The 22,475-nt window shown below is 74.1% G+C and carries 17 protein-coding genes, 1 other RNA gene and 1 pseudogene; 3 read left to right on the top strand and 16 right to left on the bottom strand.

Annotated features, from left to right (window positions below):
- Window positions 1–363: 363 nt before the first annotated feature.
- From EMA09_RS19735 to EMA09_RS29305, 6 genes and pseudogenes are all read right to left on the bottom strand, one after another.
- Complete coding sequence (locus EMA09_RS19735; protein WP_129842331.1) at window positions 364–2,697, bottom strand: UvrD-helicase domain-containing protein; 2,334 nt, start codon at window positions 2,695–2,697, stop codon at window positions 364–366.
- An 81-nt stretch (window positions 2,698–2,778) separates the two neighbouring features.
- A complete protein-coding gene (locus EMA09_RS19730) occupies window positions 2,779–3,942 on the bottom strand; it encodes a uroporphyrinogen-III synthase (RefSeq protein WP_129842330.1) in 1,164 nt (387 codons plus the stop codon).
- A 109-nt stretch (window positions 3,943–4,051) separates the two neighbouring features.
- Window positions 4,052–5,448 (bottom strand): annotated as a pseudogene (locus EMA09_RS19725) (nitrate/nitrite transporter).
- Window positions 5,449–5,790: 342 nt separating this feature from the next.
- Window positions 5,791–6,753 carry a DUF1015 family protein gene (locus EMA09_RS19720; RefSeq protein ID WP_276324217.1) on the bottom strand — a complete coding sequence of 321 codons (963 nt, stop codon included), beginning with the start codon at window positions 6,751–6,753 and terminating at the stop codon, window positions 5,791–5,793.
- A gap of 49 nt (window positions 6,754–6,802) precedes the next feature.
- Window positions 6,803–8,113: an ATP-grasp domain-containing protein gene (locus EMA09_RS19715; protein WP_129842328.1), complete on the bottom strand. Its 1,311-nt coding sequence runs from the start codon at window positions 8,111–8,113 to the stop codon at window positions 6,803–6,805.
- A 59-nt stretch (window positions 8,114–8,172) separates the two neighbouring features.
- Window positions 8,173–8,301, bottom strand: a complete 129-nt coding sequence (locus tag EMA09_RS29305; protein ID WP_276324195.1) for a hypothetical protein — start codon at window positions 8,299–8,301, stop codon at window positions 8,173–8,175.
- A gap of 215 nt (window positions 8,302–8,516) precedes the next feature.
- Between EMA09_RS29305 and EMA09_RS19710 the strand changes: the two genes are divergently transcribed.
- Both EMA09_RS19710 and EMA09_RS19705 read left to right on the top strand, forming a co-directional pair.
- Window positions 8,517–9,443, top strand: coding sequence for a helix-turn-helix transcriptional regulator (locus EMA09_RS19710; protein WP_129842327.1), 927 nt, complete (start codon window positions 8,517–8,519; stop codon window positions 9,441–9,443).
- 23 nt (window positions 9,444–9,466) lie between these two features.
- Window positions 9,467–10,471 (top strand): helix-turn-helix transcriptional regulator, encoded by a 1,005-nt coding sequence (locus tag EMA09_RS19705; protein WP_129842326.1) that lies wholly within the window; start codon window positions 9,467–9,469, stop codon window positions 10,469–10,471.
- Window positions 10,472–10,481: 10 nt separating this feature from the next.
- Here EMA09_RS19705 and EMA09_RS19700 read toward each other — a convergent pair whose 3' ends face one another.
- The 6 genes from EMA09_RS19700 to ftsE form a co-directional block, all read right to left on the bottom strand.
- Window positions 10,482–12,419, bottom strand: a complete 1,938-nt coding sequence (locus EMA09_RS19700) for a penicillin-binding transpeptidase domain-containing protein (RefSeq protein ID WP_129842325.1) — start codon at window positions 12,417–12,419, stop codon at window positions 10,482–10,484.
- A gap of 147 nt (window positions 12,420–12,566) precedes the next feature.
- Window positions 12,567–12,936, bottom strand: a transfer-messenger RNA (tmRNA) gene (ssrA, locus tag EMA09_RS19695).
- A 139-nt stretch (window positions 12,937–13,075) separates the two neighbouring features.
- On the bottom strand, window positions 13,076–13,555 hold the full coding sequence (gene smpB, locus EMA09_RS19690; protein WP_129842324.1) for an SsrA-binding protein SmpB: 480 nt from the start codon (window positions 13,553–13,555) through the stop codon (window positions 13,076–13,078).
- Between the two features lie 94 nt (window positions 13,556–13,649).
- Window positions 13,650–14,774 (bottom strand): S41 family peptidase, encoded by a 1,125-nt coding sequence (locus tag EMA09_RS19685; RefSeq protein WP_129842323.1) that lies wholly within the window; start codon window positions 14,772–14,774, stop codon window positions 13,650–13,652.
- Between the two features lie 80 nt (window positions 14,775–14,854).
- The gene (ftsX, locus tag EMA09_RS19680) at window positions 14,855–15,766 is read right to left on the bottom strand and encodes a permease-like cell division protein FtsX (RefSeq protein ID WP_129842322.1); all 912 of its coding nucleotides are present in this window, start codon (window positions 15,764–15,766) and stop codon (window positions 14,855–14,857) included.
- 20 nt (window positions 15,767–15,786) lie between these two features.
- Window positions 15,787–16,476: a cell division ATP-binding protein FtsE gene (gene ftsE / locus EMA09_RS19675; RefSeq protein WP_129842321.1), complete on the bottom strand. Its 690-nt coding sequence runs from the start codon at window positions 16,474–16,476 to the stop codon at window positions 15,787–15,789.
- 217 nt (window positions 16,477–16,693) lie between these two features.
- Here ftsE and EMA09_RS19670 point away from each other — a divergent pair, with 217 nt between their 5' ends.
- Entirely contained in the window at window positions 16,694–16,888 is a 195-nt protein-coding gene (locus EMA09_RS19670) for a hypothetical protein (RefSeq protein ID WP_129842320.1), read from the top strand.
- A 139-nt stretch (window positions 16,889–17,027) separates the two neighbouring features.
- Here EMA09_RS19670 and EMA09_RS19665 read toward each other — a convergent pair whose 3' ends face one another.
- The 4 genes from EMA09_RS19665 to EMA09_RS19650 all read right to left on the bottom strand — a co-directional run bounded on the left by EMA09_RS19665 (window position 17,028) and on the right by EMA09_RS19650 (window position 22,366).
- Window positions 17,028–17,855: an LPXTG cell wall anchor domain-containing protein gene (locus EMA09_RS19665; protein ID WP_129842319.1), complete on the bottom strand. Its 828-nt coding sequence runs from the start codon at window positions 17,853–17,855 to the stop codon at window positions 17,028–17,030.
- 229 nt (window positions 17,856–18,084) lie between these two features.
- Window positions 18,085–19,191 carry a peptide chain release factor 2 gene (gene prfB, locus EMA09_RS19660; protein WP_129842318.1) on the bottom strand — a complete coding sequence of 369 codons (1,107 nt, stop codon included), beginning with the start codon at window positions 19,189–19,191 and terminating at the stop codon, window positions 18,085–18,087.
- Between the two features lie 47 nt (window positions 19,192–19,238).
- Entirely contained in the window at window positions 19,239–20,546 is a 1,308-nt protein-coding gene (locus EMA09_RS19655; protein WP_129842317.1) for a serine/threonine-protein kinase, read from the bottom strand.
- A 116-nt stretch (window positions 20,547–20,662) separates the two neighbouring features.
- Complete coding sequence (locus tag EMA09_RS19650; protein ID WP_129842316.1) at window positions 20,663–22,366, bottom strand: serine/threonine-protein kinase; 1,704 nt, start codon at window positions 22,364–22,366, stop codon at window positions 20,663–20,665.
- Window positions 22,367–22,475: the final 109 nt, after the last annotated feature.

Here is a 22,475-nt window from a genome sequence, read left to right as displayed (position 1 = left end):
GTGTGCGGCGAAACGTCCGGAAGGCCCGCGCCGCGCGCGCGGCGCGGCGGGACATGCGGGAGGCGCCCGACCGGGGCGCGGAAGAGGGAAGTCGAGGACGCCGGCCCGCCAGCTCGCCTCGCGGCAAGGGGTCGCTCGCAGCGACTATGGTTGGGCCCGGGGGCATGGAATCGGGCCGGCGCCAATTCCAGGCTACCTCACTGAGCGCACGGGTCAACCGGCCGCCGGGCGCAGGTCAGCGCCCTGCCGGGGCCTGTCCGTCACGGCGCGTCGCCGTCCGTTCCGGAGCGCGCCCGCCGGCGGAACGCGCGTGCGATCCGATGGGCACAGACGTCCAGGGAGCCGGGCGTCACCCCTTCCCCGCTACCGGTCGGCCGCCGGTACGTCGGGCGGCGCCGTGAGCAGCGCGGGCACCCCGTCGGCGTCCGGCTCGTCGCCCGGGGTCGCGAGGACCGTCAGGCGCTGCGTGGCCCGTGTGAGCGCCACGTAGAGCACGCGCAGGCCCGCCGGGGACTCGGCGGCGATCTCCGCCGGCGCCACGACCAGCGTCGCGTCGTACTCGAGCCCCTTGGCCTCCAGGCTGCCCAGCACGACGAGCCGCTCCCCCGCCCCCGTGCCGGCCGTCCAGGCCCGGGCCTCGTCGCGCCGCCGCATCGCGACGACGACGCCGACCGTGCCGTCGACCTCGCCGAGCAGGCGGTCCGCCTCGGCCCGCACGGCGGCCGGCAGACCGCCGTCGGCGTCCGCCGGCAGGACGGCGAAGCGCGGCGCGACACCGGTGGACCGCACCGCCGTCGGCGGCGTGCCGCCCGGCATGGCGCGGGCCAGGACACCGGCGGCGACCCGGGCGATCTCGGCGGGGTTGCGGTAGTTGACGGTGAGTTCGAACCGGCGTGCCGGGCGGCGGCCCAGGGCGGCGGTCCGTTCCGCTGCGGCCTCCTCGGGCGCGGGCCACGAACTCTGCGCCGGGTCGCCGACGACGGTCCAGGTGGCGTGCCGTCCCCGGCGGCCCACCATCCGCCACTGCATGGGCGTCAGGTCCTGCGCCTCGTCCACGATCACGTGGGCGTAGTCGGTGCGTTCGCCCGGCTCGCGGTCGGCGTCGCGCTCACGGCGCGACGCGGCGCGGTCGGCGTACGTGGTGAGTTCGTCGAGCCCGGTGAGCTGGTCGAGCGGGTCGGCCTCGCGGGGCGCGGCCGGGCGCGCGGGAGCGCCCAGGAGGGTGCGCAGCTCGTCGAGGAGGGCGATGTCGTGGGCCGACAGCCCGGCGCCCTCCGGGGTGACGCGGCGCAGGGAGCGGGCGAGCGCCCGGATCTCGCGCGGGCGCAGGATGCGGCGCGCCCAGCGGGCGAGGCGCTGCTCGTCGGCCATGGCCCGCAGGACGTCCAGCGGCGTCAGCTCGGGCCACCAGGCGTCGAGGAAGCCGGTGAAGGCGTCCTCGGTCCCGATGTCCTCGGCGAACGCGTCGCGCGCCTCGGCGGCCAGCTCGCCGTCCGGGTAGCGCCGCGCGGCGCCACAGGCACGCCACAGCGCGTCGATCAGCAGGCGGCGGGCGCGGGGGCGCAGCAGGTTGACGGGGGCGGTGCCGCCGAGGACCTGCTGCCGGACGCGGGCCAGGTCGTCGCGGTCCAGTTCGACACGGCGGCCGAACGCCACGACGCGCAGCCGCTCCGGCGCCCCCGCCCGCTCCAGCGCGCCGCGCGCGGCCCTCGCGAGGACGCGCGCCATGGCGGCCGAGCCCTTGGTCCGGGCGACGGCCGGGGAGTCGTACGCGTCGGCCTCGTACGCGTCGACGAGGGAGCCGAGCGCGCGGATCGCGACCTGCCCCTCCTCGCCGAGGGCGGGGAGGACGCCCTCGGTGTAGGCAACGAGCAGCGGCGTGGGGCTCACGACGAGGATGCCGCCCGCGTACCGCCTGCGGTCCTGGTACAGGAGGTACGCGGCCCGGTGGAGCGCGACGGCGGTCTTCCCCGTGCCGGGGCCGCCGGTGACCTCGGTGACGGACCCGGCGGGGGCGCGGATCACCTCGTCCTGCTCGGCCTGGATGGAGGCCACGATGTCGTGCATGCGGCTGCCCCGGGCGCGGCCGAGCGCGGCCATCAGCGCCCCGTCGCCGACGACCGGCAGCTCCGCGCCGTCCAGGAGCGCGCGCAGCCGGGGGCGCAGCAGGTCGTCCTCCACACCGAGGACGCGGCGGCCCCTGCTGCGGATGACGCGGCGGCGGACGACGCGGCCCGGCCTGACCGGTGTGGCGCGGTAGAACGGGGCGGCGGCCGGGGCGCGCCAGTCGATGACGAGCGGGGCGTAGTCGGCGTCCAGGATGCCGAGGCGGCCGATGTGGAGGGTCTCGGCGATCTCGGCGACGGCCTGCCCGTCCGGCAGGGTGCGGACCGCGTCGTCGGCGGGCTCGACGGAGGTCTGGGCGCCGTCGGGGCCGCGTTCGCCGTCCTTGCCGGCCAGCAGGTCGATGCGGCCGAAGAGGAAGTCCTCGAACTCGTTGTTCAGCCGCGCCAGGTGCCGGCCGGCCCGGAAGACCTGGGCGTCGCGCTCCGCGAGCGCACCGGGGGTGCCGACCTGCACGAGGCGGGCGGCGTCCGCCATGAGGTGCTCGGCCTCGGTGATCTTCTCGGCCAGCCGCCGGTAGACGGTGTCGAGGTGCCGTTGCTCGTCACCGATCTCGCGTTCCCGCACGTCCATGCCCCGCCGGTCCCCTTCTGCTGTCGCGCGCAGCGCCCCACCGTAGTGCACGGCGGCGCGGGCGCAGGGCGCGTGCCCGCGTCACGCGCCGTACTTCTGCCCCTCGGGCACCGGGTCGAGGGCGAGGCGGTATCCGCGCTTGACGACCGTCTGGATGAGCGTGGGCACGCCGAGGGCGGTGCGCAGGCGTGCCATGGCGGTCTCGACGGCGTGCTCGTCGCGGCCCGCGCCGGGCAGGGCGCGCAGCAGGTCGGCGCGGGAGACGACCCAGCCGGGGCGGCGTGCCAGCGCGCGGAGCAGGGCGATCCCGGCGGGGGGAACGGGGCGGAGCTCGTCGTCGAGGACGACGGCGTGGCCGCGGATCTGGACCCGGTGCCCGGCGACCGGCAGCGAGCGGGCGCGGGCGGGCAGCTCGGCGCACAGGAGCTGGACGAGAGGGCCGAGCCGGAAGCGTTCGGGCTGCTGGGTGGGGATGTCGCGGTCCTGGAGGGGCAGGGCGGTGACCGGGCCGACGCAGGCGGGGAGGACGTCGCGGCGCAGGGCGTCGACGAGGCCGTCCCCGACGCCGCGCTCCTCGGCGCGGCGCAGCAGGGACGCGGCGGCCGGCGCGCTGGTGAACGTGACGGCGTCGACGGCGCGGGCGAGGGTGGCGTCGATCAGGCGGTCGACGGGGCCGATGTCCTCGGGCGGCATCCACCGGTACACGGGCACCGCGACGACCTCGGCGCCGGCGGCGCGGAGGGTCTCGATGAACCCGGGCAGCGGTTCGCCGTGCAGCTGGAGGGCGATGCGGTGGCCGGCGACGCCCTGGTCGAGGAGGCGCTGCAGCACCTCGGCCATGGACTCGGAGGCCGGGGACCACTCCTCGGTGAGGCCGGCGGCGCGGATGGCGCCGCGGACCTTGGGGCCGCGTGCGAGCAGCTCGGCGCCGCCGAGGGTCCGCAGCAGGGCGTCGCCCACGCCCCAGCCGTCGGCGGCCTCCACCCAGCCGCGGAACCCGATGGCTGTGGTGGCGACGACGGTGTCGGGGGCGTGGGCGATCAGGTCGCGGGTGGCGCTCAGCAGGTGGTCGTCGTCGGCGAGGGGGACGATGCGCAGCGCCGGCGCGTGCTGGACCTCGGCGCCGCGCCGGCGCAGGAGCGCGCCGAGCTCGTCGGCGCGGCGGGCTGCGGTGACGCCGACGGTGAAGCCGGCGAGCGGCTTCGCGCCGGGGGGCGCCTGGTGGGGGGCTTGCTGCTGGTGCATGCGGTGCGGCTCCGCCTGGGTGTGCCGGTACGTAACGCTGCCGAGCCTGTCAACGGAGCGTGACGGGACGGGTTCCGCCGGGTTTCCCGAGTGTTACACGGCCCGCGGCTCAGACCCCGGCGTACGCGGCCGGGCGCCCGTCGCCGCTGTCCGCCGGCGCCGCGGACGCGGCCCGCACGACGGCCGGTGCGCCGCGCCGCAGGTATACGGCCCAGGTGACGGCCGAGCAGGCGGCGTAGAACCCGAGGAACGCCACGAACGCGCCGACCCCCTCGCCCGTGCTCCCGAACGACTGCCGGAACGCCAGGTTGACGCCGAGGCCGCCGAGCGCGCCCACGGCGCCGATCAGCCCCATCGCCGCCCCCGAGAGCCGGCGGCCCCACGCGGCCGCCTCCTCGCCGGTCATCCCGCGGGCGAGCGCCTTGGCGTGGTGGATGCCGGGGATCATCTTGAACGCCGACCCGTTGCCGATGCCGCTGAGCACGAACAGGGCGACGAACCCCGCGAGGAACACCGGCAGCGACTCCCGCGCCGACGCGAGGATGACGACGCAGGTGGCGAGGGCCATGCCCCGAAGGTGCACAGCGTGATCCGCGCGCCGCCGAACCGGTCGGCCCAGGCGCCGCCGGCGGGCCGTACGAGCGAGCCGAGCAGCGGTCCGACGAATGTGACGGTGGCCGCCTGGAGCGGTGTGCGGTCGAACTGGTTCTGCAGCACGAGGCCGAACGCGAAGCTGTACCCGATGAACGAGCCGAACGTCCCGACGTACAGGAAGGACATGATCCAGGTGTCCACGTCCCGCGCGGCGGCGAGCGCGGCGCCGGTGTCGTTGGTGACGGGCGCGAGGTTGTCCATGTACCGCCAGGCGAGCACGGCCGCGACGACGATCAGCGGTGTGTAGACGGCCAGCAGCAGGCGCGGGCTGCCGTCGCCCGCCGTGGCGATGACGAGGAGGCCGACGAGCTGGACGACGGGGACGCCGATGTTGCCGCCGCCCGCGTTGAGGCCGAGCGCCCAGCCCTTGCGGTGCAGCGGGAAGAACGCGTTGATGTTGGTCATCGAGGAGGCGAAGTTGCCGCCGCCGACGCCGGTGAGGACGGCGACGAGCAGGAACGTGCGGTAGCTCATGCCCGGCTCCATCACGGCCCAGGCGGCGGCGGTCGGCACGAGCAGCAGCGTCGCCGAGATCACGGTCCAGTTCCGGCCGCCGAAGCGGGCGACGGCGAACGTGTACGGCACGCGCGCGACCGCGCCCACGAGGGTGGCCATGGAGACCAGGAAGAACTTCCCGGCCGCGTCCACGCCGTACTCCGGCCCCATGAACAGGACGAGGACCGACCACAGCGACCAGATGGAGAAGCCGATGTGCTCGGAGACGACGGACAGCAGGAGGTTGCGGCGCGCGACGCGCTCGCCCGTGGTGGCCCAGAAGACCTCGTCCTCCGGGTCCCACTGATCGATCCACCGCCCGCCCCTGCGGCGTGCGGTCTGCGGTGTGACAGGCATGGGCGCCTCCGGCGGGTCGCTTCACTCGTCGTCCGCGCCGCCCGGACGGGGGCGGGCGGGGTCATGTGCACGACCGTAGGAGCGGCGCGTTTCGCCGCGGATGGCCGGACGTGACACGGGCGCAACCCTGTGCTCACGCGACGGCGCCCGCCGCGGTGAGCCCCGCGGCCGGCCGGACCCTAGGGCCTGTCCGGCGGGTCTTGCCTGTCTCGCGACGCCGGCTACGGCACCTCGCTGCGTTGCCGTATCGCACGAATACGGTCGGGTATGAGCTGCGATCCGGCGCCTTGCGATGCACCGCATCCGACGCCGCGAGCCGCGCCAAGACCCGCCGGACAGACCCTAGGCGCCCCAGCCGCCGGGCAGCGGGACGGGGCCGAGGCAGGTGCTCTTCGGCGGCATGCCGGTGCCGCTCGCGGCGCCCGCCCAGATCTGCTCCCACGTGGGCGGCGGCAGGACGAGACCGACCTCTCCCGGGCCGGGCAGGGCCGCCGTGTAGCGGACGTCCGGGCGGATGCCCTGGGCCTCGCAGAGCGCGGGCAGGATGACGTGGTCGCTGATCGCCGCGGGCAGTTCCACCCATTCCGGCGGCAGGGCGCGCAGCCGTCCGGCGAGCGCCGCCGGGGAGATCTCCGAGAGGGTGAACGCCCGGCCGCCCCCGGTCAGCAGGTACGTCCCGGCCCGCGGCGCCGTTCCCCGGCCCGGCGGCCGTTCCTCCACCCGGGCGATGCGCGTGGCGGCCGGCAGGGCGCGGTCGAGGTCGAGCCCGGGTACGACGCGGTGCGTGGCGGACAGCCGGAGGGGGTACCGCCGGTGGTCCACGACGAGCGCGGGCAGCCGGTCGGCGACCGCCCCGGGGTGGGCGCGGTACAGGCGGCGGGCGGCCTCCAGGCGGTGGTGTCCGTCGGCGAGCAGGACGGGCGGCAGGGCCGGCGGATCGGCCGTCCACCCCGGGTCGCAGGCCCACAGCAGTTGCGTGCCCCCGTCCGGGGCGGCCAGTTCCTGGTCGGGGCGGCCGCGCACCGTCTGCTCGACGCAGGGCTCGAACGCGCCGAAGTCGGGGGCGGCGAGCAGGAGCGGTTCGATGCCGCCGCCGCGTTCCCGCAGCACGCGGGCCTGGATGGACACCTGCGGCTCGCCGACCTGCTGGTGGCGCAGGACGTGGCCGGTCTCGACGCCGTGCAGGCTCAGCGCGCCGACGATGCCGCGCTGTTCGACGGCGCCGGCGGCGTCGCGGCGTTCCAGGACCCAGTAGGCGGGCGGTCCCGGCGGCCGCGTGAGGACACCGTGGAAGGGGAGGAGCAGATCTGTCCGTGGGGCCGGGGTCCCTGGCGGGACCAGCGCGGGGAACAGGTCAGGCTGCAGTGTGCTCCTCCTCCTTCACGGCGGCGGGTCCCGGGTCCGGGCCGCTGCCGGGGGCGGACGGGTGAGCCGCCCGGCCGGGCGCCGCGGGCGGCGGCGCGACGGCCGGTGAGAGGGTGTCGACGGCCTTGCGCAGCAGGGCCTCCAGCTCGTACGCGGTGTCGGCGACGGCGGCGACCCGCCCATGTCCGGCGACCCGGCTGGTGGTCTCCGGAACATGGCTGCCCTCGGGCACGGTGATCTCGACCTCCGTGATCCCGGGCAGGGCGCGGGCCTCCGCCACGCCGTGCACGGCCGTCAGCAGGCCGGGCGGCAGCAGCGGGAACCGTACGCCGGCGCAGCGGCCCCGCGCGGCGGTGTCCGTCCGCGCCGGTGGCGGCGCGGGCAGGCCGAGCGCGGCGGCGATCGCGACGGCGTACAGGTCCGTGCCGGTGGCGGCGCGCACCAGCGCGGCGACGCACGGGTCGCCGGGGTGGGCGTGGGACTCGATCAGCCGCGGGCCGTCCGCCGTGCGGACGACCTCGGTCTGCGACAGGCCGCTGCGCTGGCCCGCCGCGGTGAGCGTGGCGGTGACGAGGCGGTGGATGTCCTCCTCCGCCGCCGGGTCGAGCGCGGCGGGCAGGTCGTAGCCGCCGGCGTGGGTGCCGTCGGGCGACGGCGGGTGTTTCCTGGTGACCGCCAGGACGGTGTGCCGGCCCGCCACCGAGAGCGCCTCCGCGCTGTACTCCGGTCCGTCGAGGAACTCCTCGACGATCAGGGCGGGTTCGGGAGCCAGTTCGGCGGCCAGGAGCGCCGCGTCCGCCGCGTCGCGCAGCAGGTGGACGTCCTGGCCGCCGGAACCGGTGCGTGGCTTGGCCACGCAGGGGAAGCCGACGCGTTCGGCGACGGGGACCAGATGCGCCGCGCGGTCGCACCGCTCGAACCGGACGGGGGCACCGGTGAGCTGGTTGACCTTCCCGCGCAGCGCGGCCTTGTCCGTCAGATACGCGACGGCGGCATGGGGGTTGCCGGGGAACCTGAGCGCCTCGTTGGCGCGGGCCGCGGCCAGGGCCGACCGTTCGGCGAAGCCGAGGACGGCGGCTCTGGCCGGCAGGTCGGCGAGATGGCCGACGGCCATCATCAGCCGCGGGTGGTCGCGCCATTCGACGGTGAGTGACGCGTCGGCGGCCGCGGCGGACTCCCGCATGTCCGGGGCCGACAGGTCGGGGGCGAGCACGAGGGTGCGCGCGCCGGCGCGGCGCGCGGCCGCGACGACCGCGGGGCGGGGGCTGAGCAGTACCGCCAGGGGTGCCTGGGGCGTCATCGTGCCGCCTCCTTGTCCGTCGTGCCGTTCCGGGGCAGTCCGCGCCCGGGACGTGCCCGTCAGGCCCAGACGCTGCTGGCCGGGGCGAGCGTGTCCGCGGCGGAGTCGACCGTGTCGGCGGCGGCGATTCCGGAGGACGCACCGACGATCAGGAACGCGGCGGCGAGGCTGAGAACGAACTTCTTCACGGGATTCCCTCTTCCGTGTCCACATCGGCGACCATGAGTGGCATGCTGGCGCCATCACTCTCACGAGCTTTCACACCGAAGTCGATAGAGTCGCTGTGGCATCATCTCGCCTGTCAGGTTGACGCCATGGGGCTGGCCGACGGCGTTCGGGGAAGAAGAGCGTGAGCGAAACCGGCAAAATAGACGCGACGGCGGCCCGAGTCTACCGACTCCGTGTGATCCATCCCACGGATTCGATCGCGCGCATCGCGGCCCGCGCCGGCCTCACGCCCGAGGACGTGGCCAACGCCGAGTCCCGGCTCTCCGCACTGGGGCTGCTGCGTCCCTCCCCCAGTGGCGGCCGGGTCGCCATCAGCCCCGAGAGCGCTGCCGACGCGCTGCTCGCGCCGGTGGAGCAGGAGATCATGGAGCGCAGGATCGCCATGGCGGCCACCCGCGCCCGGCTCCACGCCCTGTCCGGCGACTACCTGGAGGCCCGCAGCCTGCGGTCGGTCAAGAGCAGTATCGAGATTGTCGAGGGCCTGGACAACATCCGCGCCGTCATCGAGGATCTGGGCCGCACCTGCGCCAAATCCCTCGACTCGCTGGTGCCGGGCGGCGCCCAGCCCGACGCGTCGCTGCGGGCGGCCGTCGCCGTCGACATGGAACTGCTCTCGCGCGGCATCAGGATGCGCTCCCTGTTCCAGCACGCGGCCAGGAGCCATCGCGCGACCGCCGTCTACGCCGCCACCCTGGCCGGCGCGGGCGGCCAGGTCCGCAGCACCAGCGTCCTGCCGACCCGGATGCTCATCTACGACAACTGCGCCGTCCTGCCCATCGATCCGCTGGAGACGGGGGCGGGCGTGGCGATCGTGCGCGACCCGGCGGTGCTCACGTTCCTCAAGCAGCTCTTCGAGCACTACTGGGACCGCGCGCTGGACTTCGCCGACGACGGGCAGAAGGCCGGCCGTGAACCCACGGGAGTGGAGCGCGAGGTGCTCCTCCTCATGGCGACGGGCAAGAAGGACGAGGCGATAGCGCACCAGATGGGCATGTCACCGCGCTCGGTGAGCCGCATCGTCGCGCGTCTGATGGAGCGCCTTGAGGCGGAGAGCCGCTTCCAGGCCGGTGTGCGGGCCGCGCAGAGCGGCTGGCTGTCCTGAACGGCGGCTCCGTGGACGGCGGGATGACGAGCGGCGAGGGCGCGGACGGCGAACGGGAGCTGGACGCCGACATCCTCCGCGTCTACCAACTGCGTGTCACCAACCCGACGGACGGCCTGTCCCGGCTGGCGGCCCGCGCGGGGCTCACGCCGGAGGAGGCGGCCCGCGCGGAGGTGCGGCTGCTCGCGCTCGGCCTGCTCCAGCGCTCCCCCAGCGGCGGCTGGGTCGCGATCGACCCCGAGTCGGCCGCCGACCACCTCCTCGCCCCGGTCGAGCAGGAGATCCTGGAGAAGCGCATCGCCATGGCGGCGACACGCGAGCAGCTCCTCGCCCTCTCCGGCGACTACGTGGAGGCCCGCAGCCTCCGGTCGATCAGGAGCAGCATCGAGAACGTCGCCGGGATCGACAACATCCGCGCCGTCGTGGACGACCTGGTGCGCACCTGCGCCGGCACGCTCGACGTGCTCGTGCCGGGCGGCGGGCAGAGTGAGGCCGGCATCCGGTTCGCCACCCCGCTCGACCTCGACCTGCTCGCGCGGGGGGTGCGCATCAGGGCGCTGTTCCAGCACACCGCGCGCCGTCACCGCGCGACCCTCCAGTACATGCGGCGCATCGCGTCCGCCGGGGCGGAGGTGCGCTCGAGCAGCACGCTGCCCGCCCGGATGCAGATCTACGACCGCGAGTGCGCCGTCCTGCCGATCGACCAGGAGGACACCGGCGCGGGCGTGGCGATCGTCCGGGATCCGGCGATCCTCGCCTATGTCTCCCGGGTGTTCGACCAGTGCTGGGCGGACGGCACGGACGTCGCCGAGCATGCGGAGACACCGTGCGTCTCCGGTCCGTCCGGTACGGAGCGCGAGGTGCTCCACCTGCTCGCCGAGGGCCGTACGAACGAGGAGATCGCCCGGCTCCTCGGGCTCTCGCAACGCTCCGTGAGCCGTACGGTCGCCGCGCTCATGGCCCGCCTGGACGCCGGCAACCGGTTCCAGGCGGGCGCGGCTGCGGTCCTGCGGGGCTGGCTGGACTGACGCGCCGGCGTCACAGGGCGTTCAGGAACGCGGCGGCGACCGGCCCGGCGTCCGAGCCGCCCGACCCGCCGTCCTCCAGGACGACGGCGAACGCGAGGTCGCCCTCGCCGAGGTAGCCGATCATCCAGGCGTTGGTGGACGTCTCCCCGTCCCCGTCCGCGTCGAACTCGGCGGTACCGGTCTTCGCGGCCGGCTCCCCCGGCACGTCGCGCAGCGCGCTCGCGCTGCCCTCCGTGACCGTGTCCCGCATCATCGTGCGCAGGGCGGCGACGGTCTCGTCGCCGAGGGCGGCGGGCGCCTCGTACGGCTCGGTCACGGCGTCGGGCACCAGCACCGGCTGGTGGAAGGTCCCCTCGGCGACGGTGGCGGCGACCGACGCCATCACGAGCGGGCTGGCCTGGACGCGGCCCTGTCCGATGAGGGCGGCGGCGAGCGCGTTGTCGTTCTCGGGGGCGGGCACGGCGCCGTCGAAGCTGGCCGCGCCGACGCTCCACTCGCCGCCGATGCCGAACGCCTGGGCCGTCTCGGGCAGCGTCCCGGGGTCGATGAGGTCGCGGTTGCCGATGAACGCGGTGTTGCAGGAGGCGGTGAACGCGTCGTGCAGCGTGGTGTCGGCGCCCAGCGAGAACCCGCCCTGGTTCTCGAACCGCTGGCCGTTCACGACGACCTCCTCCGGGCAGCCGAGCACGTCGTCGGGCGCGGTGCCGCCCTCCAGGAGCGCCGCCGAGGTGATGACCTTGAACGTGGAACCCGGCGCGAGCTGCCCGAGGAAGGACCGGTTGAAGTCGTCCTGCGGCCAGTCGGCCGCCGCCAGCACATGGCCCGTGGAGGGCTGGACGGCGACCAGCGCGCCCGTCCGGTCGACCGCGCCGAGCGCCTCCTCGGCGGCCCGCTGCACGGCCGGGTCGATCGTGGTCCGCACCGGCGTCCCCGGCTCGCCGCCCTCCTGCGTGTACAGGGTGTCCACGGCGTCGCCCGACTCGCGGTCGGCGATGACGACGGCGGCGGACGGGGAGCCGGCGAGCTGCTCGTCGTACCGTTCCTGGAGGCCGGAGACGCCGGTTCCGGCGTCGTCGATCGAGCCGACGAGCGGACGCGCGGCCAGCGCGAGCGACCGGGTCGTCTCGGTGGACTGGAGCCCGGGCACGGCCCGCAGCTCCTCCTCGTGCTCCCGGAAGGCGGCGTCCCGCAGCGAGACGACGGCGACGGCCTGGTCCGGCTCGGCCGCCTCCACCCGGTCGGCGAGCGCGCCGGTGTCGATGCCGACGTCCAGCGCCTCCAGCGCCTCCCAGGCGGCCTCCGGGTCGGTGAGCCGCTCGGGCCACACGCTGATGTCCCAGACGGTGGCCGGGCCGGCGAGCTGGCTGCCGTCCGCGGCGAGCACGGGAGCGCGCTCGGGGCCGTCCACGGACAGCACGAGGGTCTGCCCTTCGGCCAGTTCGGGGTGGACGAGGTCGGAGCCCCACGCGACGGTCCAGCCGTCGTCGCCGTCCGGGCCGCCGTCGGGGTCGGGCACGAGGACGGCCGTCGAGCCGTAGCTCCACTCGCCGATGCCCTGCAGCGTGAACGTGGCGGTGAACGGCACGCCGACCGCGCCGGCCGGCAGCCCGTCGCCCTCGGCGTCACCCGGCTCCCCGGTCAGGTCGAACGCGACGGACTCGGGCCGCATGTTGTCCTGGACCGACTCCAGCAGTGACGCGGCGGACTCCGGATCGTCGGTGAGGCGCGCCGCTGCGTCGAGATCACCGGCGGCCCAGGCGTCGAGGAACCTCTCGGCCTCCGCTGAGGCGTCGCCGCCGCTGTCGTCCGATCCGCTCCCGCGCAGGAACAGCACCGCGACCACCGCGAGCACCGTCACAACGACCGCGCCCGCTATGGCTTTTGTCCGGTACGTGCGCCAACTGCCGGGCTGCCGTTCGGCGTCGGCCCCCGGTGCGTCGTTACCCATGGCGCGACCCTACCCCCCGTGCCGCCGGGAGCCCATGACCCACCGCGCCTGTCCGGGGGATGAGACACGCGAGCCCCGGCCCGGGTGACCCGGGTCGGGGCTCGTGAACGACGACGATCGCGACGGCGCGCGGCGCGATGGCACAGAGAGTGGAGATGGCGGGAATCGAACCCGCGTCCAACGAAGTGGAAGGAGGGCTTCTCCGAGCGCAGTCCGCTGCGATTTTCTCGGCCCCGGAGATCACGCGGACAAGTCTCCGACGGGCTCAGTCACTGTGTGATGTCCCGCGCCGCTCCCGTGACCGGAACGTGCGGTGAGTCCCCTCGCTGATGCCAGGACCCGGGCCGGGAACACTCCCGGGCTGACACTTCACCGTCGCTGCTCAGGCAGCGAGGGCGAAGGAATCGCGCTTGGTGTTGGCGATTATTTTTTTGCGACACATGGTTAACGAGATCATTGCCGCTTCCTCGGCTCGCTTCCCCTGCTTCGACATCCGCTGTCGAAACCGATCATCCCCGGGGTGGTGCAGCCTCTGTGCGCACGCGCTCTGCAGTTGTCAATCGTCGTCCGTCACCGGGTACAACACCCGGGGCGGCCCGGATGTTCCCGGACGGGGGTGTCCCCGCCGACGGGCCCCAGTGTACGACACCGGGGGCTCAGGCGCGCTGGCGCCGCCGGGCGGCGGAGATGGCGCGGTCCGCCTCGCGGCGGTCCTGCTTCTCCCGCAACGTCTGCCGCTTGTCGTACTCGCGCTTGCCGCGCGCGAGGGCGATCTCGATCTTGGCCCGGCCGTCCACGAAGTACAGGGCCAGCGGCACCAGGGTGACGCCCGTCTCCTGCGTCTTGCCGATCAGCTTGTCGATCTCGGCGCGGTGCAGGAGCAGCTTCCGCCTGCGGCGGGCGCTGTGGTTCGTCCAGGTGCCCTGGGCGTACTCGGGGATGTGGACGTTGTGCAGCCACACCTCGCCGCCGTCGATCTGGGCGAAGCCGTCCACGAGCGAGGCACGCCCCTGCCGCAGCGACTTGACCTCGGTACCGGTCAGCACCAGACCGCACTCGTACGTATCCAGAATGTGATAGTCGTGCCGCGCGCGCTTGTGCTGCGCGATCAGCTTGCGGCCCTTTTCCTTCGCCATGTCCCGCCTCTGTGCCCGATCCCGCCCAGTCTACGTCGGCCGCCTCCGCCCCCGCCGCCCCTTTGTCACCGGCCGGGAGGCCCGGCTCCCGCGGTCAGCCGCCGGCGCCGAGCCCGTCGAGGACCGTGAGCGCGCGCGCCAGCGGGTCGTCCCCGGGCTCCACGGCGAGGTCCGGCTCAAGACCGCCCTCGTCCACCACGCGCCCGGACGGCGTCGCGTAGTGCCCCACGGTCAGCTCCGCGACCGAGCCGTCCGGCTGGGTGCTCGGCATCTGCACCGTGCCCTTGCCGAACGTCCGGGTCCCGACGACGACCGCACGGCCGCGGTCCTGGAGCGCGCCGGTCACCAGTTCGGCGGAGCTCATCGTGCCGCCGTCCACGAGCACCACGAGCGGGGTGGCCGTGTCACCGCCCGGCTCGGCGTGCAGCGCGTGCTGCTCGCCGCGTACGTCGTAGGTGGCGACGAGACCGCCGTCGAGGAACACGGACGCCGCCCCCGCCGCCTCGCTCAGGAGCCCACCCGCGTTGCCCCGCAGGTCGAGGATCAGGCGGTCGCCGTCCGGGGCGCCGTCCACCGCGTCGCGCAGCAGCCGCGCCGCCCCCTGCGTGAACGAGGCGACCCGTACGCGCGTGACGCCCGGCGCGTCGCGCGTGACGGTGACCGTCTCGCTGACCAGCCGCGCCCTGGCGATCTCGGCACGCCAGCGGTGGCCGTCCCGCTCCAGGTCGAGGACGACGGTGGACCCGGGTCCCGCCTGGCCCGCCTCGTCGCTGCCGCGCAGCCGGGCGACGGCGTCGGTGACGGCCCAGCCGTCGACGCGCTCGCCGTCCACGGCCCGGATGGTGTCACCGGCGCGGACACCGGCCCGCTCCGCCGGGCTGTCCTCGTGGACCTCGCCGACCTCGATGCGCCCGGCCGCCGTGCGGACGACCGCTATCCCCGTCCCGACGTACTCGCCGGCGAGGGCGTGGCGCACCCGCTCGTACTCCTCGGCCGAGTAGGCGGTGGCCCACGGGTCACCGCTGCGGCCGACGACGCGCGCCGCGTCGTCACCCGGCACGCCGTCCGCCGTGTCGGCGGCGGGCTCCGCCCCGCCGGCCGCGTCCTGCGGCCAGGAACCGGTGGCGGCGCCGGTCGCCAGGACACCGGCGAAGACACACGCCAGCGCCACCCCGCGGCGTACGGAGTGGCGGCGACGGCCGTGACGCGGTCGTGACATGGTGCGGAGTGTAGGGCACCGGACGGGAGCGTACGGAGGGCCGACGGGAGGGCGCGGCCGGGACCGGCCGCGCACCGCCGTCACACCTTCAGGTACTTGCGCAGGGCGAAGAACGCCGCCACCGACGGCATCAGCGCGCCGACCACGAGGACGTACGGCAACACCCCTATGACCGCGTCCCAGCCGATGAACTCGATGAGCGGGATCTCCTGCGCGAGGAAGTTGTTGATCGCGAAGTACTTCACCCCCACGATCAGCACGCAGGCGAACAGCGCCCCGAGCACACCCGCGATGGCCGCCTCCAGGATGAACGGCATCTGGATGTACAGGCCGGACGCGCCGACCAGCCGCATGATCCCGGTCTCGCGGCGCCGGCTGAAGGCCGAGACGCGCACGGTGTTGACGATCAGCAGGAGCGCGACGACGAGCATGAGCGCCATGAGGCCGAGGGCCGCGTAGTTCACGCCGTTCAGGAGATTGAAGAGGTTCTCGAGCTGGGAGCGCTGGTCCGTCACCTCGTACACGCCCGGCCGCGCCGCGAACGCCGACGAGATCACGTCGTACTTCGTCGGGTCGCGCAGCTTGACGCGGAACGACTCCTGCATCTGGTCCGGCGTGACGACGGCGGCGAGCGGCGAGTCGGCCTGCTGCTCCTGGTAGTGCTCATAGGCCTGCTCGGCCGACTCGTAGTAGACCTCCTCGACGATGTCGAACTCGTTCAGCTCGGCCTCGATCGTGTCCTTCTGCTCCTGGGTGACGGCGCCGCGCTCGCAGGCACCGCCGGAGTCGGCGTCGAGCTCGCTGCAGAGGAATATCGACACCTCGACCCTGTCGTACCAGTAGTCCTTCATGCTGTCGACCTGCTGGTTCGCGAGCAGCGCGCCGCCCAGCAGGGACAGGGACAGGGCGACCGAGACGATCACCGCGAAGGTCATGGTGAGGTTCCGGCGGAGACCGACGCCGATCTCCGACAGGACGAAGTGGGCGCGCATGGCGTCCTTTCCGTGGGGACTCAGTGCTGGTAACCGTAGACGCCGCGATGCTGGTCGCGGACGAGGCGGCCCTTCTCCAGCTCGATCACGCGCTTGCGCATCTGGTCGACGATCTGCGCGTCGTGGGTGGCCATGACCACGGTGGTGCCGGTCCTGTTGATGCGGTCGAGCAGCTTCATGATGCCCACCGAGGTCTGCGGGTCCAGGTTGCCGGTGGGCTCGTCCGCGATGAGGAGCATGGGCCGGTTCACGAAGGCGCGGGCGATCGCGACGCGTTGCTGCTCACCACCGGACAACTCGCCCGGCATGCGCTCCTCCTTGCCGCCGAGGCCCACGAGGTCGAGGACCTCCGGCACGGTCTTGCGGATCTGCCCGCGCGGCCGGCCGATGACCTCGAGGGCGAACGCGACGTTCTCCCCGACGGTCTTGTTGGGCAGCAGCCGGAAGTCCTGGAAGACGGTGCCGAGCTGGCGCCGGACGTGCGGGACCTTCCAGTTGGACAGCCGTCCCAGGTCCTTGCCGAGGACATGGACCGACCCGGTCGTCGCCCGCTCCTCACGCAGCAGGAGCCGCAGGAACGTGGACTTGCCGGAGCCGGAGGAACCCACCAGGAACACGAACTCGCCGCGCTCGACCTCCAGGGAGACGTCTCGCAACGCCGGCGCGTTCTGCCGGGGATACGTCTTGGACACGTTGTCGAATCGGATCACGGTTGCACCATGTCGTTTCGGGGTACATGCGAGGGGCTCCCCCTTGCTGGGCAGACCTTACGCGAAGCCGCGCCCCGCGCGCAGGCAGCGTCCCGCCCCATCCCCCTTTGTCCCGTGGCGTGTCGGTTGTCCGCCGTCCTTCGTGCGCCCGGTTCCTGCGGTCGCCGCCCGGGGCTGGCACAGTGGAGGGGAGGGGGAGACGAGAGGAGACGATCGCATGACCGCCGAGTGGCTGGTGTGCGCGAACTGCGCGGGGCGGGTGAGCGAGGGCCGCTGCGCCGTCTGCCGTGCCGAACGGGCGCGGTTGCGGGAGGAGCGCGGCACCTGGGCCGCGCTGGGCGGCCCCGCGGGGCTGGCGGCGCTGCTGCTGGCGCTGGTGGCCGTCTGCCTGCTGGTGACGAAGCCGGCCTGAGCCGGCCGGTCCGCACCGGAGCCGTCACCGTCTCCGGCACGGCAAGCGCGGAAGGGGGCCGGAGCGCGTGCGCGCTCCGGCCCCCTTCTTCATGCGCTGGACGTACGCGGTCGTGCCCGCGTACGCGTCACGGTCGCCGTCAGGCGGCCGCGCCACCGCCCTTGTTGATGAGGCGCGGCAGGTAGCGGAAGGCCACACCGCCGGCGATCATCGTCGCGGCACCGACGAAGAGGAGCGTCTGGTTCGACGAGGAACCGGTCTGGGCCAGCTCCTCGCGGTCCTCGTCCTCTGCGCCACCGGTGGTCTGCTGCTCGGTGAGGTCCTCGTCCGGCGCGGGCTGCTCGATCGGGCTGCTGCCGCCCTGGTTGTCGGTCTCGAGACCGCCGGTACCGCCCTCGTTGACGCCCTGGACGCCGCCGCCCTCGCTGTCGCCCGGCTCCTCGGACGAACCCTCGTCCGTGCCCGGCTCCTCGGACGAACCCTCGTCCGTGCCCGGCTCCTCGGAAGTGCCCTCGTTGTCGCCCGGCTCCTCGGACGAACCCTCGTCCGTGCCCGGCTCCTCGGAAGTACCTTCGTCGGTGCCCGGCTCCTCGGAGGTGCCCTCGTCGGTGCCCGGCTCCTCGGTGGTGCCCTCGTCGGTACCTTCGACAGCACCCTCGTCCGTGCCCTCGACGGCGCCTTCGTCGGTGCCCTCGACAGCACCCTCGTCGGTGCCCTCGACGGCGCCCTCGTCGGTGCCTTCGTCGGCACCCTCGTCGGTGCCCTCGGAGCCGCCGCCCTCGGTCAGGCCGATGACGGTCTCGCTCGCACCCTCGGCCACGCCGAGGATCGCGTTCTCGTTGGCCTTCGGGTTGCTCCCCTCGGTCGACGCCGAAGCCGTGCCGACGACCGCGAGCGAGGCGCCCGCGGCGAAGACGGCAGCCGCGGCGACGCGGACCATCGTGGTCCTGGTCTTGGGACTGGCCATGTATCCACTACCCCCTGTAGCTGTCTGAACTGACATCGACCCGTATGCGGGGCAGCCTGAGGCGAGGGCGGCTGCGGTACGGGCGGCGCCGTTCGCAGTCGGCCGCCTCTCGCGCGACACGTCCCCGGTTCATATAGGCATGCCAGACGAACAGCTTTCCCGCTGAAACGTGAGCAGTCAAGCGGGATGCCCGGTAAATGCCGAGCCGGACAGGAAAGTTGTGTGAAGGTTACTTCTCCTGCTGTTTCCGCCAGCGGATTCCGGCTTCGAGGAAGTCGTCGATATCACCGTCGAGAACACCCTGCGGGTTTCCGACTTCATGATCGGTTCGCAGGTCCTTCACCATCTGGTACGGCTGCAGGACATAGCTGCGCATCTGGTTGCCCCAGGAGTTGCCGCCGTCGCCCTTCAGCGCGTCCATCTTCGCCTGCTCCTGCGCCCGCTGGTGGGCGAGCAGCCTCGCCTGGAGGACGCGCATCGCGGCCGCGCGGTTCTGGATCTGGGACTTCTCGTTCTGACAGGAGACGACGATCCCGGTCGGCAGGTGGGTGATCCGGACCGCGGAGTCCGTCGTGTTGACGGACTGCCCGCCCGGCCCCGAGGAGCGGAAGACGTCGATGCGGATGTCGTTCTCGGGAATCTCGATGTGGTCGGTCTGCTCGACCACCGGCAGCACCTCGACACCGGCGAACGACGTCTGGCGGCGGCCCTGGTTGTCGAACGGGGAGATGCGCACCATGCGGTGCGTGCCCTGCTCGACGGACAGGGTGCCGTAGGCGTAGGGCGCCTTCACCGCGAAGGTGGTCGACTTGATGCCCGCCTCCTCCGCGTAGGAGGTGTCCAGGACCTCGGTCGGGTAGCCGCGGCGCTCCGCCCAGCGCAGGTACATCCGCTGGAGCTGCTCGGCGAAGTCCGCCGCGTCCACGCCGCCGGCCTCCGCGCGGATGGACACCATCGCCTCGCGCTGGTCGTACTCCCCGGACAGGAGGGTGCGGACCTCCAGCTCGTCCACGGCCTTCCGGACGGCGGCCAGCTCGGCCTCCGCCTCGCGGCGGGCGTCCGCGTCGCTCTCGGCCTCCGCCAGCTCGAAGAGGACCTCCAGGTCGTCGATGCGGCCGTGCAGCTCCTCGACCTTCCTGACCTGCGCCAGCACGGCGGAGAGCTTGCTCGTCACCTGCTGGGCGTGCTCGGGGTCGTCCCACAGGGTGGGGGCCGCGGCCTGCTCCTCGAGCGAGGCGATCTCGGCCCGGAGCCTGTCGAGGTCCAGGACCGCCTCGATTGACTGCATGGTGGAGCTGAGGGACTTCAGAGCTTCGGATACATCGACGACTGCCACGCGACCAGCGTAACCGCACGGCGGCCGGTGACGGCGGCCGGAGCGGTTCAGGAACCGGCCGGGTCGCCCTCGTGCCCGTCGCCCGCCGACTCCTCCACACCGGACGTGCCGCCGCCGCTGCCGTCCCCGCCGCCGGAGCCGTCCGAGCCGCCGGCGAACAGCAGCAGCCCGGCGATCGCGCCCGCCACCACGACGCCGGCGGCGGTGAGGGCCAGGCGCCTGCGGCGGCGGTCGGACGAGCCCCGGCGCGCGGACCCGGCGCGGCGCGCACCGGTGGCCCGGGGGGCGCGGGCGGTGCCGTGCGCGCCGCCGGCCAGTTCGTCGGCGTCGGGGACCCGCATCCGGGTGTGGGTGGTGCGCCCGTCGTCGGGCGCCGCGCCGCGGACCAGCGGCACGGCGGCCCGTGCGGCGGCCGCCCCGGTGCGGACGGCGGCCGCGCCCGCGGGCTCGGCGGCGACGGGCTCGGGAACGTCCGGCACCGGGTCGCCGATGTCCAGCGGCGGCAGGCCGGTGAGCAGCGGCGTCAGCTCACGCAGGCGGGAGGCCAGCTCCGCGGCGCGCAGCCGGGAGGCGGGGGCCTTGGCCAGGCACTGCTGCATGACGGACCACAGCTCCGGGGGCAGTCCGGGCAGCTCGGCGGCCTTCTCGGTGACCTGGCGGCGCAGGACGGCCCCCGGGTGGCCGCCGCCGAAGGGCGTGAAGCCGGCGAGCAGCTCGTACAGCACGGTGACCAGGGCGTAGATGTCGACGGCCGCGCGCGGCGGGAGCCCCTCGACGATCTCGGGGGCCATGTAGTCGGGAGTGCCGACGACGCCGTTGCGGCCGCCGTGCCGCGGCTCGTCGATGAGCTTGGCGACGCCGAAGTCCGCGAGGAGCGCGGTGGTGGCGCCGTCCGCCGTGTCGAGGAGGATGTTCTCCGGCTTCACGTCGCGGTGGACGATGCCCGCGGCGTGGGCGACGGCGAGGCCGGTGGCGATGTCGGCGACGATGCCGACCGCCTCCAGCGGGGCGAGGCGGCGCTCGCGCTCCAGGTGACCGCGCAGGTCGGGGCCGCGCACCAGGTCCATGACCAGGGCGATGTCGCCGTGCCCGCCCTCGTCGTCCCGGCCGCCCTCGGCGCCGGACGTCCCGATGACGAGGTCGCGGACGCCGACGATGTTCGGGTGTTCGAGACCGAGGAGGGCGTGGCGCTCGTGGGCGAACCGTTCGGCCAGGTCGGGATCGGCCGCCAGGTCCTCGCGCAGCAGCTTGATGGCCACGGGGCCGTCCGGCCCGTCGCCGAGCCAGACCGTTCCGGCGCTGCCGCGGCCGAGGACGCGGTGGGCGGTGTAGAGGCCGCCGATGTTCCGTGCCATGGCGTGAGGCTACGACGGCAGCCGGGCGGCGGGGGGACGAGCGCGCCAGGGTTGCCCGGTTTTGTGGGCATGCCCCCGCGAAAATTCAGCTCCGGGAAGTCGATAAATCCCCGAGGTCACTCGCTATTCGGCAGGTTCTCCTGGATGTCGTTCACCGTGTCGTTCGCCTCGTCGATGAGACCGAGCCATTCGCGGACGTCGTCGAACCAGTCGGTGACGGTGTCCCAGAAACTCCTGCCGTCCGCAATCCACTCCTGGAGCGGCGTGAAGTTCCAGACGAGAAATGCGATCACCACAAGGACGACGATCACCAGGAGGCAGCCCTTCAGACAGCCGAGCCCCGGGATCCGCATGGGGTTCGCGCTGCGTGACCGCCCGCGCTCGGGACGGGGCTCGTCCCGCCGGCGGGGCGGGACCGGCTGCTGCGGCGGGACGGGCTGCCGGTACTGCTGGGGCTGCTGGTACTGGGGGGCCTGCTGATACGGCTGGGGCTGCGCGTAGCCCTGCGCCGGCAGGCCGGGATCCTGACGGCGGGGCGCGGGCGCGGGACGGCGCTGCGGCCTGCGCTGCGGGGAGCGCTGCAGCGGGTCGTGCCCCGGGTCGACGGGCTGCACACGGGTCGGCTCGTTCCGGTCCCGGGCGGCGCGGAGCTGGTCCTGCCACGGATGGGGGTCGTCGGCGGACGGTCCGGTCGTCGGCAGCGCGCGCGTCGACCCGAGGTCGTCGCCCCCGTCGTCCTGGCCCGGGCGATGCGGCAGCACGCTGGTGCGGCCGAGCGGGTCGGCGGCGCCGGAACCGCCCGGCATGACCTGGGTCGGCTCCGCCGAGCCCGGTGGGCTGATGCCGGTGCCCGGCACCAGCACCGGACGCGGGTCGGGCGTGAGCAGGGCACTGACACCGAGCGCGGCGTCACGCTGCTCGGTGGTGGCGCGGTCCCCGATGCCGGCGGCCACGGTGCGCAGCGCGCGGGCCAGCCCCGCGGCGCTCGGGCGCTCGTCCGGGCGCTTGCGCAGGCAGCACTCGATGACGGTCCACAGCGGCCCGGGCAGGCCGTCGGGGCGGCGCGGCTCCTCGCTGAGGTGGCGGCGCAGGACCTCCAGGGTGCTGCCGCCGCCGAACGGCGGGTGGCCGGTGACCAGCTCGTAGAGCAGGATGCCGGCGGCGTAGACGTCGACCGCCGACGTCTGCTGCCTGCCCTCGGCGGACTCGGGCGCGACATAGGAAGGGGTGCCGACGAACTCGTGGGCGCGGGTCACGCCGGGGCTGTCGGCGAGCCGGGCGATCCCGAAGTCGGTGAGCATCGGGCGCATGGGGCGCGGCTCGGTGCCGGGGGCGAGCACCATCGTGTCGCCGCCGCCGGCCAGCAGGACGTTGGCCGGCTTCAGGTCCCGGTGGACGATGCCCTTGGCGTGCGCGGCGGTGAGCGCGTCGGCGATCTGCGCGGTCAGCAGGGCGGCGGCGACGGGGCTGAAGGTGCCGTTCTCGTACAGGTAGCGGTGGAGGTCGGGACCGTCGATGAGGTCCATGACGAGGGCGATCAGATCGCCCTCGACGACGAGGTCGCGGGTGCGGACGATGTTCTGGTGGCTGTCGCCGCCGAGGCGCAGGAGGACCGCGCGCTCCCGCATGAAGCGCATGACGACGTCGGGGTCGCTCGCCAGCTCCTCCTTGAGGACCTTGATGGCGACGGCCTCGCCGGCCTCGCCCGTCACGGCGGCCTCGTCGCCGGCGGCCCGGCGCTGCCGCCCGCGCCAGACGGTGCCGGTGGCACCGCGTCCGAGGGCCTCTTCGAGCAGGTATTTGCTGCCTACCGGCCGCACGTGCGCTCCCTGGTCTGGTGTCGGGCTGGCCCGGTGTCGGGATCCGAGTTCCCTACTGTAGTGGGCCGCCAGGGTGTACGAACGTCCGTCCGGTCGGCTGTGCGGGATA

Origin of the sequence: Streptomyces sp. RFCAC02 (genome assembly GCF_004193175.1) — a bacterium.
GTDB lineage: Bacteria > Actinomycetota > Actinomycetes > Streptomycetales > Streptomycetaceae > Streptomyces.
This window is presented reverse-complemented; position numbering and strand designations above follow the sequence as displayed.

Excerpts from the sequence above, each read along its gene's own strand:
- EMA09_RS19735 (WP_129842331.1), bottom strand. The coding sequence starts at position 2,697 with ATGGACGTGCGGGAACGCGAGATCGGTGACGAGCAACGGCACCTCGAC.
- EMA09_RS19730 (WP_129842330.1), bottom strand. The coding sequence starts at position 3,942 with ATGCACCAGCAGCAAGCCCCCCACCAGGCGCCCCCCGGCGCGAAGCCG.
- EMA09_RS19715 (WP_129842328.1), bottom strand. The coding sequence starts at position 8,113 with ATGACGCCCCAGGCACCCCTGGCGGTACTGCTCAGCCCCCGCCCCGCG.
- EMA09_RS19705 (WP_129842326.1), top strand. The coding sequence starts at position 9,467 with ATGACGAGCGGCGAGGGCGCGGACGGCGAACGGGAGCTGGACGCCGAC.
- EMA09_RS19700 (WP_129842325.1), bottom strand. The coding sequence starts at position 12,419 with ATGGGTAACGACGCACCGGGGGCCGACGCCGAACGGCAGCCCGGCAGT.
- smpB (WP_129842324.1), bottom strand. The coding sequence starts at position 13,555 with ATGGCGAAGGAAAAGGGCCGCAAGCTGATCGCGCAGCACAAGCGCGCG.
- EMA09_RS19685 (WP_129842323.1), bottom strand. The coding sequence starts at position 14,774 with ATGTCACGACCGCGTCACGGCCGTCGCCGCCACTCCGTACGCCGCGGG.
- ftsX (WP_129842322.1), bottom strand. The coding sequence starts at position 15,766 with ATGCGCGCCCACTTCGTCCTGTCGGAGATCGGCGTCGGTCTCCGCCGG.
- EMA09_RS19670 (WP_129842320.1), top strand. The coding sequence starts at position 16,694 with ATGACCGCCGAGTGGCTGGTGTGCGCGAACTGCGCGGGGCGGGTGAGC.
- EMA09_RS19665 (WP_129842319.1), bottom strand. The coding sequence starts at position 17,855 with ATGGCCAGTCCCAAGACCAGGACCACGATGGTCCGCGTCGCCGCGGCT.
- EMA09_RS19655 (WP_129842317.1), bottom strand. The coding sequence starts at position 20,546 with ATGGCACGGAACATCGGCGGCCTCTACACCGCCCACCGCGTCCTCGGC.